Here is a 15,748-nt window from a genome sequence, read left to right on the forward strand (position 1 = left end):
ATTAATACTCCTAAGTATACTCCAAATCTTAGTCTTTAGGCAAAGACTTTTTTTCTTTTGTAACCTTTACAACACCTGTTTCATCAGAGTGTTTATGAGGTTTCTTAAACTTTAACACAATTTCTTTACCGTCTTTAGAAATCTTTGTCACTTCTGAAGTATCTGTATGTTTAGATTTTTTCTTCTTATCTTTCTTTTTCTCTTGTTTTTTTACTTCTTTTTTATGATCTTTTTTGTCTGAAATTGCTTTCTCCTTTTCAGTACTATTTGTATTAGCACTATCTAGAGCAAAACTCAGCACCGGCCATACATCACTAGCTTCAAAACCTTTACGCCAAGCCGCAACTCCTGCAAGTTGTAATTCTTTTACAAGATCCACTTTATAGCTTAAGGACTGTGGATCTTCAAACCAAATTTTAGTTAGTGTCCCCTCATATGGTTTCTTTTCATCATATATACCATAGACATCATTTTTCTTTGTTAATGTCAAATAATTACCTTTTAATCGCTCATCCCAACGCATCACATCTCTGTATTCACGTTCTAAGTCCAACGCTTTGGTCATGGCTAGTGTTTTACTTTTTGCTTTTCCTTCCCAAGAACCTTTCACTGGTACAGACCACTCACGCATATAGAATGGAATACCCAGTACGAGTTTTGATGCTGGTACTTCAGAAAGCATTTGCTCTGTATGCTTTCTAACCCATGGATAGGAAGCGACTGGTCCAGCTATATCACTAGATGCCCAAGTTTCATCGTACGCCATAAGTACCACATAATCTACTGCATCAGCATAAGCTTTACGGTCATACACTAAAGACCAGTTTTCACTATTAGAATAACCCGTTACATCTATTGATGTATATAGATTATACGTTCGTAACCCTTTTGCCAAAAAATCAACAAACTTAGTTAGCTGTGCTTTATCTTTATAATGAATGTTTTCAAAATCAAAATTATATCCGTCATAACCATACTCTGTAGCATAATTAATGAGGCCTTGTTTATATCGTTCCCACATAGATTCATTAGCAAGGATTTTACTAGTCATATCTGGATCGAATTGGTTTGTAATCAAAGGCCATATGCGATAGCCTTTTTCCTTATAACTATTCACATAGTCATGGGATAGCTTAGAACTAGCTTTTAGGCCAGTCGTAGTCAATTCAAACCAGCTGGGAGACATGATTGATGTACCATTCTGTACATACTTTTTATCATACGCCGTTTCTGATACTATAGGATCAAATACCATGGTGATAGGTAATGTAACTTCTTGCTTTTCTGGGACATACAACATCGGACCCACATATTGTGTAGGTTCTACTGCTGTTGTTGTATTGGAAAGTGCTGGAAAGGGAATATGGATTGCTGCCTCTGCTACTGGATAAGAAGCAAGCAAACTAAATGCCGATATTCCTAGCACCATATGTTTCATAAATTGTAAGTGTTTCATAAGCGCTCCTTTTAACCTTTATATTATATCACATTCAGCCTATATATTGGGAACACTATACTATTTCTCTAAAATTTATGGTACACTACAAAGGTAGGAATATTACAAGTATATTACACAAACATATTTAGGAGGTACTATGTATCAGTATTTGTTTTTTATCGGAGGCTTTCCTATAAGAGCCTACGGTTTACTTCTCGCTTTAGGTATTATTAGTGCTGCCATTGTAGGCTACTTCATCATGAAAAAAGATGGCCGTGGATGGGAAAAATATATGGTAGATTTTACCATTACTGTTGCTATAGCTGGTATCATCGGTGCTCGACTATGGGATGTGTTTTTCTTTGACTGGGGATACTATCACAATCATTTATTGGAAATTCCATACGTATGGCAAGGCGGTATGGCTATCCAAGGCGGCGTATTGTTAGGTGCTATTGCTGGAATTTATTATTTAAAAAAACAACATGTTGACCCTTGGGCATTTGCTGATTTATTTGCACCAGCCCTTATGGTAGGTCAATCTGTGGGACGTATGGCGAATGTCATGAATGGTGATGCCTTTGGTCACCCTACTGGGGGAAACTTCGGTATTCTCTATCCAGAAACTACCTTGGCATACCGCACTTATGGTAATCAACCATTATGGCCTGCTGAAATATGGGAAGGTCAAGTAGATATTATTTTGTTTGTTATCTTACTATTGGCTAACGTGTTCCCTCATAAAAAAGGGCAAATTTTCTGCTTATATGCATTCTTGTATTCCGGCTTACGATTCTTCTTAGAATTCCTACGTGGAGATTATGTAAACCTAACATTAGGCTTTAAATCTGCGCAAGTTACAAGCTTAATTGTCATGGCAGTGTCCTTTGGCATCTGGCTATACCTTCATTATAAAGGAACAACGGATACACATGTATTCCCTATAGGGAAAGGCAAAAAAGAAAAATAATGATTCATTAGTTTCAACACAAAGTGATGCCTATAAAATCAAAATAATAACAAAATATAAAGAGGAAAGGATTGCACATCGCAAATCCTTTCCTCTTTTTCTTATCTATAAAATTTCAAATATTATAAAATTCTCTTGCCTTTGTATATGTAAAGCACTATATCTGTCAAGTACAAAACTATTAATTAAGACAGTAACTCTTCTGCTACAATTAATGCCTCTAATTCTTCTAAAGCACGTTGCGCAATTAATGCATTTTTTTCTTTTTTCTTACGTACTTTAGCTCCCCAAGGTTCCATAATACCGAAATTGACATTCATTGGCTGAAAATTGGAACCTTCATAGGCACTGATATAATGGCTTAACCCACCAAGAGCCGTTGTTTTAGGGAATGTAACAAATTCTTTACCATGCAACATACGCGCCACTTGAATAGCTACCATCATACCTGCAGCTGCTGATTCTAGATACCCTTCCACACCTGTCATTTGACCAGCAAAGAACAATCGTGCATTAGATTGTAGTTGGAATGCTTGGTTCAATAGTTCTGGAGAGTTAATATATGTGTTACGATGCATGACGCCATAGCGAATAAATTCAGCATTCTCTAACCCTGGAATCATTTGGAATACTCGCTTTTGTTCGCCCCATTTTAAATGCGTTTGAAAGCCTACTAAATTGTACATAGTAGCTTCTTTATTTTCCTTGCGCAACTGCACTACTGCATGCCACTCAATATTGTTCCGTGGATCTACAAGACCAACCGGTTTCAAAGGCCCATAGCGCAATGTATCTACCCCTCGAGATGCCATAATTTCTACAGGCATACATCCTTCAAAATAGATTTCTTTTTCAAAATCTTTTGGTTGTACTACATCGGCTGTAGTTAACGCTTCATAGAAAGCATCATATTCTTCTTTCGTCATAGGGCAGTTTAAATAATCTGCATCCCCTTTATCATACCGTGAGGCTGCAAATACTTTATCGTAATTCAAAGACTCTGCTGTTACAATCGGCGCTGCCGCATCATAGAAATAAAAATCTTTAGAACCAGTTAACTCTTTAATCTTAGTCCCTAACGCTTCTGATGTGAGTGGACCACTTGCAAAAATAACAATACCTTCATCTGGAATCTCTGTCACTTCTTCATGAATCACTGTGATTAAAGGGTGTTCTTTAATACGTTCTGTGACCCTTTTGCTAAAAGCATGACGATCTACAGCCAAGGCACCACCTGCTGGAACTTGAGTAGCATCGGCAGATTCCATGATTAAAGAGTCTAAACGACGCATTTCTTCTTTCAAAAGCCCCACTGCATTTTCTATCGTATTCGCACGCAAAGAGTTAGAGCATACTAACTCTGCAAATTGATCTGTATGATGAGCCGGTGAAGACACTTTGGGACGCATTTCATATAAGTGCACAGGGATACCACGCTTAGCCAGTTGATAGGCTGCCTCAGAGCCAGCAAGACCAGCTCCAATAATAGTTACAAAATCTTTCATTCTTTATCTTCTTTCTTTGTTCTAGGTTTACGTTTTGGCCTTGTTTCACAGTCAGGATTGGAACAAAACTCTTTTTTATTTCCATTTTTATATACTTTTTCAGCCATTAAGCTACCACAAACGGGACAAGTTTTATCAACAGGTTTATCCCACATTGTAAAATCACAAGATGGATACCCTTCACAACCATAAAAAACACGACCTCTCTTGGATTTACGTTCTAAAATCTCATGAGATTTACATTTAGGACATGTCACTCCCGTGCTAACTGTAATGGACTTAATATTTCGACAATCTGGAAAGTTAGAACATGCTAAATATTTACCATAAGGTCCTAGTTTATAGACCATATCATGTCCACATTTTTCACAAAGGATACCACTCTTTTCTGCCTCCAGTTCTATCTTCTCAGCCGATTCAGCTGTGTATAATTCCTTCTCAAAACTATCATAAAATGAATGGATAACAGCTTCGTAGAAGTTAGTCCCTTGTGCAATATGGTCTAAATCTTCCTCCATAGAGGCAGTAAATTTCGTATTAATGAACTTTTCAAAATGAGTTGTTAAAAATTCCACCACGGCAAATCCTAAATCAGTAGGAATAAATTGTTTATCCTTACGCTCCACATAATTCCGTTTTAAGATCGTATCAATAGTAGCTGCATACGTACTTGGTCGACCAATTCCCTGTTCTTCTAATACTTTGATAAGACCTGCCTCAGAATAACGGCTTGGAGGTTGCGTAAAATGCTGTATACCATCCATAGAGATAGGCATAATAGCTTGCCCTTCCTCTAGGGCTGGCAATATATGGTCATCTTCTTTTTTAGCGTCTTCATAGACTTCTGTAAAGCCTTTAAATAATACACGATTCCCAGAAGCCTTCAATGTATACTCATCTACATGAAATTGCATAGTTATAGTTTCACTTTTCTGTGGAGCCATTTGACTCGCTAAAAATCGATTCCAAATCAAGGTATATAATTTTAACTCATCACTAGATAGATAGGACGCTACCGCTTTAGGTGGTAATTCCAACATGGTAGGACGAATCGCTTCATGCGCATCTTGAGCATTCGCCTTCGCTCCAAATACATTTGGTTTACTCGGATAAAACTCCTTCCCAAAGGTCTTGAGAATATAGGCTTTAGCCGCTTCTTGCATTTCCTTTGATACCCGAGTGGAATCCGTACGCATATAGGTAATCAAACCTACATGACCATAGCCCCCAATTTCTTTACCTTCATATAAATGTTGTGCTGCAGACATAATGCGTTTTGCATTCATATTCAGTTTGCGTACACCTTCTTGTTGCATCGTCGACGTCGTAAATGGAGCTGGTGCTTTGCGACTACGTTGTTTTGATTGTACAGAACTAACTACACTTTCACGGTCACGAATAACACGTAACACTTCATTACTTTCTATCTCATTAGAAATCGTTAGCTTTTCATCACCTTTGTGTGTCACTACCACATCAAATTGTTCATTCTTAGCTGTTTGATACACACCTTCGATAGTCCAGTATTCTTCTGGAATAAATGCTTGAATTTCTCGTTCCCGATCGCAGATAATACGTACCGCTACAGATTGAACACGTCCGGCACTAAGTCCTTTGCAAATCTTTTTCCACAACAAAGGACTCAATTTATAGCCTACAATACGGTCCAATACGCGGCGAGCCTGTTGAGCATCCACCATATGCATATCAATCGGTCTAGGTGTTGCCATCGCCTCTTGAATAGCATGCTTGGTAATCTCATTAAAAGTCACTCGACATGGTGTAGTACCATCTATATTTAAAATATGTGCTAAATGCCAAGAGATAGCTTCTCCTTCACGGTCAGGGTCAGTTGCCAGATACACAGCCTTCGCCTTATCTGCTTCTTTGCGCAAATCTTCAATAATAGCCTTTCTACCTGGTACATTCAAATATCTAGGTAAAAAACCATTAGTTATAGATACACCCATTTGCATTTTAGGTAAATCCCTTAAATGGCCCATGCTAGCTTTTACCACATAATCATCACCTAAAAATTTTTCAATGGTCTTTGACTTTGCTGGTGATTCCACGATGATTAAAGTTTTTCCATCTTTTTTGAAAGTCCGTTTATGCTCTATTTCAATCGGTTCCGGACGCATGACCAAAGGTCTAGACTCTGGTGCTTTGGCGCTTGATTTGACAGCTTCTTTTGTATCTTTGTCTTTTTTCTTCTCCCCTGTAACGAAGGATCTAGTAATGGCCAAAAATCTTCCTCCTCTAAGTATGTAGCACGTACCCCTGAGGGGTATGTGTAATCATTTGTTTTAGCTCTAGTTGTAACAGCAATGTATGAAGATTGGATAAAGGCAATTGTGTGCTATGCACTAGTTCCCCAATCGTCGTATTTCCACCAGGATTCATAGCCTCCAATACACATCGTTCCTCTTCATTCACTGTGTTTACTTTTTCACTATTCATGTTACTATACTTTGCGACTTTTTGCCAACCATATTCACACAATACTTGTTCTGGATCTGTTAATACTGTAGCCCCTTGCTGAATGAGCCAATGATTTCCATCACAAGTATGTGTCAATACATTCCCTGGTATGGTAAACACATCTCTTCCTTCATTTATCGCCATATCAGCAGTAATCAAAGAACCACTACTAGCTTTTGCCTCCACCACAATAGTGCCTCTCGTCATACCACTGATAATTCGATTTCGTGAAGGAAAGTGATGACTCTTTGCTTGCATATGCGGTCCATATTCTGATAATAGCAATCCATCTTTTTCTAAAATTTCTAAAAATAAATTTCGGTTTGTTCTTGGATAGGTTACATTTAAACCGCAGCCCATAACAGCAATCGTTGGAGCTTGTCCTTGCAAGGCCCCTTCATGGCTAGCACGATCGATCCCCATGGCGCCTCCACTAACAACAATAATGCCTAAATTAGATAAAGCCCGTCCAAAGTGTCTAGCTACTTGTACACCATAGGTAGAGCACTTTCTAGCGCCTACCATCGCCAAAGAACGATCCATATGTTGCAACACTTCTATATTTCCACGTCCATACAACACTCGGGGACTATTATAAATTTCTAATAAAGATTTTGGATAGCATGGAGATTCCCAAGTAATCACTTCCATATGATAACGCTTTAAATCTTCTTCTAATTGTAATAGAAAGCTTTCATTGATAGGACGGCGAATTTCATCAAATAATTCATACTTACAACCCAATGATGGTTCCACATTGTGATGTAACACATGATGCCAAGCTTCTTTGGCACTTTCGTAATAAGTAAACAAATTACCTAAGCTTGCATTCCCTAATCCCACTACATGTTGGAGAGCACTCGCATAAATTTCGTCTTTCATTTACAATCCCTCCTGTACCTGCCGATAACTCAAAGCTTCTGCCACATGGTCTGTTAAAATCTCCTCAGATTCTGCTAAATCAGCGATTGTTCTTGCCACTTTAACAATGCGGTCATAGCTACGTAAACTCAAATGTAATGTAGTAAAAGCTGAATCTAGCAATTCTTTAGCTTGCTCAGAAAGTTTCACATATATTTCTATATCACTATGACTTAAATGTGAGTTCACACCAATATTCGTTCCTTTATATCTTTCAGTTTGCATAGATCTAGCACGGATAACACGGCTACGTACTTGCGCTGTACTAACTTTATCCTTAGGGGCATATATCTCTGTTAAAGTAGGTCTTTCTACGGGTACTACTAGATCCATTCTATCTAAAATAGGTCCTGATAACACTCGTTGGTATCTTTGAACTTGCGTAGCTGTACAAGTACATCGATGATCTTCTTCCGTTCCAAACCATCCACATGGACATGGATTCATAGCCATGACAACAATACAATCACTGGGATAGGTAGTTGCCATTCCAATCCGTGCAATATGTACTTGTCGTTCTTCTAAGGGCTGTCTCAGAACCTCTATGACAGGCCTACGAAATTCTGGTGCTTCATCCAAAAATAAAACGCCTTTATGTGCCAAGGTAATTTCTCCTGGTTTTGGCGGTTGTCCTCCTCCCGCCATAGCCACTAATGTACTCGTATGATGAGGACTGCGAAATGGTCGTTGTTCCATTAATCGGCCACTTTTTAATAAACCCATTACACTATAAATACGGCTTACCTCTAGTTGCTCCTCCCGTGAAAGAGGAGGCAATAAAAACGGCAACCGTTTAGCTAACATGGTTTTTCCCGAACCCGGAGGTCCTGTCATCAGTAAATGATGACCACCAGCAGCAGATATTTCTAAGGCTCGTTTTGCCATTACTTGCCCTTTTACATCTTGTAAATCTAGTATTTCCGCACTATATTTTGATGGCACTATAGCTATCTGCGCACATAGATTTTCTTTCTTTTCAGGATGCTCTAATACTTCCACAACTGCAGCTAATGTAGATAGTCCATATACAGGTATAGAGGCCCCACTAATAGCCTCTTCATGATTTCCTATAGGCACAATAATATCTTCCGCTATAGAAAGACAACTATTGTCATTCCCTAACTCCTGATTTGTCACTCCCATCACCATAGATAACATCCCCATCACTGGTTGTAAAGAACCATCTAGCGATAACTCTCCTATAAATATATGGTGATTCCAATGTATAGACTCCTTTTTCTTGTGTTTTCCCGATTCTTGAGCGGCTAAAATTCCCATGGCAATGGCTAAATCTAAAGAAGACCCATCTTTACGAATATGGGCAGGTGCTAGATTGACCACAATTCTCTTCATAGGAAACTCAAAGCCACCATTTTTGATAGCCGATCGCACTCTCTCCTTTGCCTCTTTCACAGAGGTCGCTGGTAAGCCAACAATATCAAAGCTTGGTAGACCTGGGCTAATATCTACTTCTACGGTCACCACATATCCATCAATACCACTCACACATACTCCATAGGTTTTTGCATACATGATACTCCTCCCATCTTATAAATGACACGCTTTCATATGCCGTAATTCAGAATCTCCCACTTGAGGCACATATACTTCTATGACATCAAATCGTATAGATTCATACTCTATATCACGGGTAGCCAAAAACATAGATATAACATGACGTATGTGTTGTTTCTTTTTCCAATGCACCGCCTCGCAGGGCATTCCATAGGTTTGAGTCCGTCTTGTTTTCACCTCTACTACAATGAGCATATTTTCTTTTTTAGCGATAATATCTACTTCACCAAATCGATAGCGTATATTTCGTTCCAATACATCATAGCCTTGGCTTTTCAAATAGTTGGTAGCTAGGTCTTCACCGTATCTTCCTAATTCAATATGGTTCATAGGCACCTCCTTAGTTCTACATTACTTTCATTACGAAAGAATGTAAACCGTACAACCCACACTGTTAGGAGTGTGCTATACCAAGAGTGTTATAATCCATATACAATTATCGATATGCAAAAAAGCATCCCCATAGAACAATCTATAAGAATGCTTTTATAAGTAATATAAAATTATAACTATTTTCAAACAATGGAATCGCTATGGGCAGAGATATCTTTATAGGTATCCTAAGCATGTATAACCTAAACGATATACTAATACTTAGATTTCTTCTACAGGCTTACCTGCCACAATCGATTTGATAGGTTCAAAACTATGACGATGTAATGGCGTAATGCCAAGGTCTTTTATCGCCTGCTTATGTACATCTGTATAATATCCTTTATGGATCGCAAACCCAAATCCTGGATACTCTTCATCCATAGCTTCCATGAAGCGGTCCCGTGTTACTTTTGCTACAATGGAAGCAGCCGCAATAGATGCACTTTTAGAGTCTCCTTTAATCAAAGATTCTACAGGTACCTCTAAATCTGGTAATTTCATCGCATCCGATAATACAGCCTCTGCCTGTACTGGCAAATTACGAATCGCCTCATACATAGCTTGTCGTGTAGCCTCATAAATATTGAGTGTATCAATGACTTCTGCCTTATAGGACACACAGTGTACCGCTACTGCTACCTCCATGATTTGATCAAATAAGGTATCTCGTTTTTCTGGCGTTAGTTTTTTGGAATCGTTCAACCCTACTAGCTTGCAATGAGGTGGTAAGATAACAGCTGCTACTGTCACAGGACCTGCAATAGGACCTCTACCTACTTCATCTACACCAGCGATTAGGTATTTTCCTTCCTCGTAAAAGCTTTCTTCATAAGCGTACATAGCTTCTAAACGCTGTTGCTCCTCTAAGACTTTTTTCTGCTTTCGCAAATACACACCAGCTGCGTGTTTCACGGATTCACGAGAATCTTCTAATGCCCATTGTACATAATCAAAAGGGCATTCACCTTGCAGTAGATTTTTAATATCTTTAACTTTAAGTTCCTCAAACTCACTCTTCGTCAACATAGTACGGCTCCTCATCGACGCCATCAAAGGTAATGTATCCCAATTTATTATTTCTGTAATCCGTCAAAATCACACGGCGCACCTTGTCATAATCTACGACGCCACCGCTTACCAAACAACCACGACGACGACCAATAGCCTCTAACATGGTATCTACGGATGTACGCTCTTCTTCCGTCAATTTATAACGCTCATGCAATAATGTCGGTTCATGCTCTTCTAAATATGCCAACAACTGCTTGATAACAGAATCTAAATCATACACATCGTCGGAAATAGCTCCTGTCATCGCTAACCGAGCTGCTGCTCGTTGGTCTTCAAACTTAGGCCATAATACACCTGGTGTATCTAATAGTTCAAGATTTTTACCTACTTTTACCCATTGTTGCCCCCGAGTATGACCCGGTTTATTAGCAGTTCTTGTTGCTGCTGATCCAGCTAGTTTATTAATTAGTGTAGATTTACCTACATTGGGTATCCCTAGAATCATAGTACGTACTGTACGACCTTTAATTCCTTTTTTTAGCCATCTATCGATGATGGGCTGTGCTAAGGATTCTACGGTTTTCACGAGTTGCTTATTTCCTTTGCCATTTTTAGAATCAATAGCAATAGCATGAATACCTTCGTTTTTGAAAAATTCAATCCATTCTTTTGTAGCTTTTGGATTTGCTAAATCGCATTTATTTAAAATCACTACATGTGGCTTATCACCTATCAACTCGCGAATAACTGGATTCGCACTACTGCGAGGAATACGTGCATCTAGTAATTCGATAACCACATCAACTTTCTTTTTATGTTCCGTAATCATGCGTGTGGCTTTTGCCATATGGCCAGGGAACCACTGCACGATCGGAAAAATTTCTTGACTCATATTTCACCTATTCGTCTATTATCTATATCATATGCTCATTTTACTGTTATTTTTTTCTGCTAATCTAATATCTTTTATGACATACTACTATCAAACTATATACATTTTATGAAAGTATATAAAATCGACTATCAAGTAGCAAACTCCTATCTATAACTTCATAACTAATATGCCCTACTATTTAGCAGTTTCTAAAGGAAATAAAAAAAGGCTAGCCATAGACTTACGTCTCATGGCTAACCCTTTTAAATTAGCGTTTTTCGCGAATACGAGCAGCTTTACCAGTAAGGCTACGTAAGTAGTACAATTTAGCACGACGAACGATACCGCGACGAGTTACTTCGATTTTTGCTAGACGTGGGCTGTGAAGTGGGAATACACGTTCAACACCAACGCCAGAAGCGATACGACGAACTGTGAAAGTTTCACGAACGGAACCACCTTGACGGTTGATTACCAAACCTTCGAAAACCTGAATACGTTCACGGCTACCTTCCACGACTTTAACGTGTACTTTTACAGTATCACCAGCGCGGAACTCAGGAATGTCAGAGCGAAGCTGTTCTTTTTCTAATACATCAATAATATTCACGATTTTTTCCTCCTATTTTGCAGACGTTCGTTACTTACACCTTATAAGCAGAGGACCATCTCAAATTAACAGTATTATTCTATCACAAAAGAAAGTTTTTATGCAAGCATAAAAATTAAAATTTATCCTATTTTCCCTCCACAAATTGACGTAATCGTTCAATACGTTTTTCTGTAGCTGGATGTGTGCTATAGAGTTTGCTCATGAGCCCACTTTCACCGGTTTCAACTGTATAATTGCGTAAGGTAATCAATGCATTATGGAGTTCAGCACCTAAGCCGATTTCATAAGCATATTTATCAGCTCGGTACTCCGCTCGTCTACCTGTGAATAAGTCAATCATGACCAAAGGCGCCTTAATGACCCACTGCATAAATAGAATTTGTAAAACTACGAGAAGATAAAAAATCTGCACAATGAATGTAATTACTGGCAGTCGTAAATATTGAATCCATAATATGACACGAGCGAAGAGTTCATACACACGAATGCACATTTGTCCCAAATAGTTCATATAGAAGCAAGAGAATCCATAGGCTCCATCTTTATGATGAATATGCCCCATTTCGTGAGCCACTATACCTAGTAATTCGTCATATGGCAGCTGTATGATAGCCCCCGTATTGAGACAAATTCGATTATGTCCCATTGCAAAGGCGTTGATGGAATCATCATTTTTGATAAACCAATCGAATTGCGACATATCGATGCCCGTATGGTTTTGTATATCCTTCTGAATCATCTGTAGAATCTCTACCTCTTGCCCTATTGGTCGACGCCCCCCATAGAGCCACATGGTAATGCGATGAAACCAAGGAATTTGCGCTAGTGCCGCCACAAGTAACACAGAGGTACCTGCTACGGCATAGCTAATATTTTCCAGGTTAATACGCACATGAAAGAGGTCCATCGCTTTCATCAAAAACGGATGATCAATAGGCCCAAAGATAACCTGGTACATATACACAATACTGCCAATGATGAATAGATTGGCAAAAAATGTTAGTACTGTAACAATCATATGACCCTACTTCAATTTACCCAAGTTACTTACTTCATAAGTCATACGCAATAATTGAAGACGATTTTGTTTTACAGCTTCATCTTTATCCATAACCATAACATGCTCAAAGAATGTTTCAATATAAGGGACCAAAGATTCTGCAAAGCTTACCGCTTTCACATAGTCTCCAGCTTCTAGGGCATTACGATTCGTTGTATACACAGGTAGTGCCGCTTTGTACAAGGCTTGTTCGGAATCTTCTTTCAATAAGGATTCGTCAACGCCTGTGAAAGTCACGTCTTTCACCATGTTGAAAATACGTGTGTAAGCTTGCATTAATGGTTCATTTTCATCCAAACGGTTGGCTGTTAAGGCTTGTCCTAACCCTTCTGCCAGTGCTACAGTCACAGTCTCTTGGCTCAATACGATATCTACTACTTGATATGGCATACCTTGTTCTAACAAGATATTTTTCAAGCGAAGGATAAAGAAGTTTTCTAATTGACCTAGTAATTCTTCTTGTTTTTCACTAGCCACGCCCAATAATTCCATCGCTTTTACCCAGATTGGACGCATGGACAAGGACCATTTGCTATTCATCAAGATGTTGATAATACCAATGGTTTGACGGCGCAATGCATATGGATCTTGAGAACCTGTTGGAATTAAACCACGGCTGAAAGTAGCTACAATCGTATCCACTTTATCTACGATACTCAAAATACGTCCTGCATCTGTAGCAGGTAAAATATCCACTGCAAAACGAGGTAAGTATTGTTCAAAAATGGCGTCCCCTACGGCTGGTGTTTCGCCATCTAGTAAAGCATATTCTTTACCCATAATACCTTGTAATTCAGTAAATTCGCTGACCATGCCTGTAGTTAAGTCTGTTTTAGCAAGATGTGTAGCACGTTCTAAGGTAGCTGTATCTGCAAAGCCTACTTCTTTTGCTAAGGCAGCACCTAATGTTAATAGACGTTCTGTTTTATCTTTCAAATTGCCCAACCCTTCTTGGAAGACAATTTTTGTCAATGCTTCATAACGACCTGCTAATGGGGTTTTACGGTCTTCATTAAAGAAGAATTTCGCATCATCTAAACGAGCACGAAGCACACGTTCATTACCAGCTGCCACAACTTCTAAGGATTTGCTATCCCCATTGCGAACTGTCAAGAACATAGGAAGCAATTTTCCTTTGCCATCCACCATTGGGAAGTAACGTTGATGGTCTTTCATTGGTGTAATGATGCAATCAGATGGCAACGCTAAATAGCTTTCATCAAAGGTACCACAAAGAGCCGTTGGATATTCTACTAGGTAAGTAACTTCTTCTAATAAGTCTTCGTCCCACACCACTGTAGCACCTTTCGTAGCTGCTAGTTCTGTTAATTGTTTACGAATTGTTTCACGACGTACGTCTTGGTCGATCATAATGAAGTTCTTAGTTAACGTATCTACATAGTCTTTTGGTTCAGCTATAGTCAATTCAGATTCACCAAGGAAACGATGTCCACGGCTCACGTTCGTGCTTGTTACATTGGCAAATGTCACTGGCACCACGTCTTGACCGTACAATGCCACCAACCAACGTACTGGGCGTACAAAACGCTCTTCTAAATCGCCCCAATGCATAGATTTAGGGAAACTTAATCCTGTAATCAAAGATGGCAATACGTCAGATAAGACTTCTTTTGTATCTAAACCAGCTGTCGTTGTGTCAGCAAAGATGTAGCCATCTACTACTTTCAATTCAGATACATCTAATCCTTTACCTCGAGCAAAACCGATGGCTGCTTTTGTAGGGTTACCGTCTCCATCATAGGCGATAGATACAGATGGACCTTTGTGAGTTTCATGAACATCTTCACCACGTTCTGCTACATCATTGATCAACAAAGCTACACGACGAGGTGTGGCGTATACTTTTACAGCGCCATGTGGAATATGACGCTCTGCCAAAGCCGCTGTCGCCAATTCACCTAATTGTTTGATAATATTTGGCAAAAATCCCGCAGGAATTTCTTCTGCCCCAATTTCAAAGAGTAAATCCTTAGCCATCTTATTTATCTCCTTTCAACAATGGGAAACCAAGTTCTTCTCGTTTCGCCAAATAGTTTTGCGCACAAATACGAGCCATGTTACGAACACGGCCGATGAAAGCTGTTCTTTCAGAAATAGAAATGGCACCACGTGCATCTAACAAGTTAAATGTATGAGAACATTTTAATACATAATCGTAGGCCGGCAATACAAATCCTAATTGACATACACGTGTCGCCTCTGCTTCGTACATGTCGAACAATTTGAACAACATATCTGTATCGGCTAATTCAAAGCTGTATGTAGATTGTTCTACTTCGTTCGCATGCCATACATCGCCATATGTGTATTGTTCATTCCATTGTAAATCGTATACATTTTCTACGCCTTGAATGTACATAGCCAAACGTTCTAAGCCGTATGTAATTTCTACAGACACTGGTTTTACATCGATAGAGCCTACTTGTTGGAAATAAGTAAATTGCGTTACTTCCATGCCATCTAACCAAACTTCCCAACCAAGCCCCCAAGCGCCTAATGTTGGAGATTCCCAGTTATCTTCTACAAAACGGATATCGTGATCTTCCGCATGAATACCAAGAGCCGCCAAACTTTGTAAGTATAATTCTTGAATATTGTCCGGAGACGGTTTAATGATAACTTGAAATTGGTGATGTTGGAACAAACGATTCGGATTGTCACCATAGCGACCGTCTGCTGGACGACGGGATGGCTCTACATAACATACAGACCAAGGTTCAGGCCCTAAAGCATGTAAGAAGGTAGCTGGGTTCATAGTACCCGCCCCTTTTTCAATATCATACGGTTGTTGCAAAATGCAACCTTGTTCACCCCAGAAGTTTTGGAGTGTAAAAATCATCTCTTGAAATGTCATTTCCATTCCTCCTTATGTTTTACAGGGAATAAAAAAAGTCCCTGCAACGA

Annotated in this window: 13 protein-coding genes; 1 reads left to right on the plus strand and 12 read right to left on the minus strand. The window is 39.1% G+C overall.

Going from position 1 to position 15,748, the window contains the following annotated elements:
- Positions 1 to 28 precede the first annotated feature (28 nt).
- Complete coding sequence (locus HMPREF3032_RS05660) at positions 29 to 1,456, minus strand: glycosyl hydrolase family 18 protein (protein ID WP_062402875.1); 1,428 nt, start codon at positions 1,454 to 1,456, stop codon at positions 29 to 31.
- 139 nt (positions 1,457 to 1,595) lie between these two features.
- Here HMPREF3032_RS05660 and lgt point away from each other — a divergent pair, with 139 nt between their 5' ends.
- Entirely contained in the window at positions 1,596 to 2,408 is an 813-nt protein-coding gene (gene lgt / locus HMPREF3032_RS05665; protein ID WP_062402877.1) for a prolipoprotein diacylglyceryl transferase, read from the plus strand.
- A 185-nt stretch (positions 2,409 to 2,593) separates the two neighbouring features.
- Here the strand turns inward: lgt and trmFO are convergent, their stop codons facing one another.
- The 11 genes from trmFO to glyQ all read right to left on the minus strand — a co-directional run bounded on the left by trmFO (position 2,594) and on the right by glyQ (position 15,698).
- Positions 2,594 to 3,913 (minus strand): methylenetetrahydrofolate--tRNA-(uracil(54)-C(5))-methyltransferase (FADH(2)-oxidizing) TrmFO, encoded by a 1,320-nt coding sequence (gene trmFO, locus HMPREF3032_RS05670; RefSeq protein WP_062402881.1) that lies wholly within the window; start codon positions 3,911 to 3,913, stop codon positions 2,594 to 2,596.
- Positions 3,910 to 6,159 carry a type I DNA topoisomerase gene (topA, locus tag HMPREF3032_RS05675; RefSeq protein WP_369813342.1) on the minus strand — a complete coding sequence of 750 codons (2,250 nt, stop codon included), beginning with the start codon at positions 6,157 to 6,159 and terminating at the stop codon, positions 3,910 to 3,912. The genes trmFO and topA overlap by 4 nt, the downstream gene beginning before the upstream one ends.
- A gap of 13 nt (positions 6,160 to 6,172) precedes the next feature.
- Positions 6,173 to 7,276 (minus strand): DNA-processing protein DprA, encoded by a 1,104-nt coding sequence (gene dprA, locus HMPREF3032_RS05680; RefSeq protein ID WP_062402884.1) that lies wholly within the window; start codon positions 7,274 to 7,276, stop codon positions 6,173 to 6,175.
- Entirely contained in the window at positions 7,277 to 8,848 is a 1,572-nt protein-coding gene (locus HMPREF3032_RS05685) for a YifB family Mg chelatase-like AAA ATPase (protein WP_062402887.1), read from the minus strand.
- A 15-nt stretch (positions 8,849 to 8,863) separates the two neighbouring features.
- The gene (locus tag HMPREF3032_RS05690) at positions 8,864 to 9,220 is read right to left on the minus strand and encodes a YraN family protein (RefSeq protein WP_062402890.1); all 357 of its coding nucleotides are present in this window, start codon (positions 9,218 to 9,220) and stop codon (positions 8,864 to 8,866) included.
- 264 nt (positions 9,221 to 9,484) lie between these two features.
- Positions 9,485 to 10,288 carry a ribonuclease HII gene (locus HMPREF3032_RS05695; protein WP_082717818.1) on the minus strand — a complete coding sequence of 268 codons (804 nt, stop codon included), beginning with the start codon at positions 10,286 to 10,288 and terminating at the stop codon, positions 9,485 to 9,487.
- Positions 10,275 to 11,168: a ribosome biogenesis GTPase YlqF gene (ylqF, locus tag HMPREF3032_RS05700; protein ID WP_009354018.1), complete on the minus strand. Its 894-nt coding sequence runs from the start codon at positions 11,166 to 11,168 to the stop codon at positions 10,275 to 10,277. The genes HMPREF3032_RS05695 and ylqF overlap by 14 nt, the downstream gene beginning before the upstream one ends.
- A gap of 250 nt (positions 11,169 to 11,418) precedes the next feature.
- On the minus strand, positions 11,419 to 11,760 hold the full coding sequence (gene rplS / locus HMPREF3032_RS05705) for a 50S ribosomal protein L19 (RefSeq protein WP_062402893.1): 342 nt from the start codon (positions 11,758 to 11,760) through the stop codon (positions 11,419 to 11,421).
- A 127-nt stretch (positions 11,761 to 11,887) separates the two neighbouring features.
- Positions 11,888 to 12,781, minus strand: a complete 894-nt coding sequence (locus HMPREF3032_RS05710) for a zinc metalloprotease HtpX (protein ID WP_062402896.1) — start codon at positions 12,779 to 12,781, stop codon at positions 11,888 to 11,890.
- A gap of 6 nt (positions 12,782 to 12,787) precedes the next feature.
- The gene (gene glyS / locus HMPREF3032_RS05715) at positions 12,788 to 14,821 is read right to left on the minus strand and encodes a glycine--tRNA ligase subunit beta (RefSeq protein ID WP_062402899.1); all 2,034 of its coding nucleotides are present in this window, start codon (positions 14,819 to 14,821) and stop codon (positions 12,788 to 12,790) included.
- 1 nt (position 14,822) lies between these two features.
- Positions 14,823 to 15,698: a glycine--tRNA ligase subunit alpha gene (glyQ, locus tag HMPREF3032_RS05720; protein WP_009354040.1), complete on the minus strand. Its 876-nt coding sequence runs from the start codon at positions 15,696 to 15,698 to the stop codon at positions 14,823 to 14,825.
- Positions 15,699 to 15,748 lie beyond the last annotated feature (50 nt).

The sequence above is a fragment of the Veillonella sp. DNF00869 genome, from assembly GCF_001553345.1.
GTDB lineage: Bacteria > Bacillota > Negativicutes > Veillonellales > Veillonellaceae > F0422.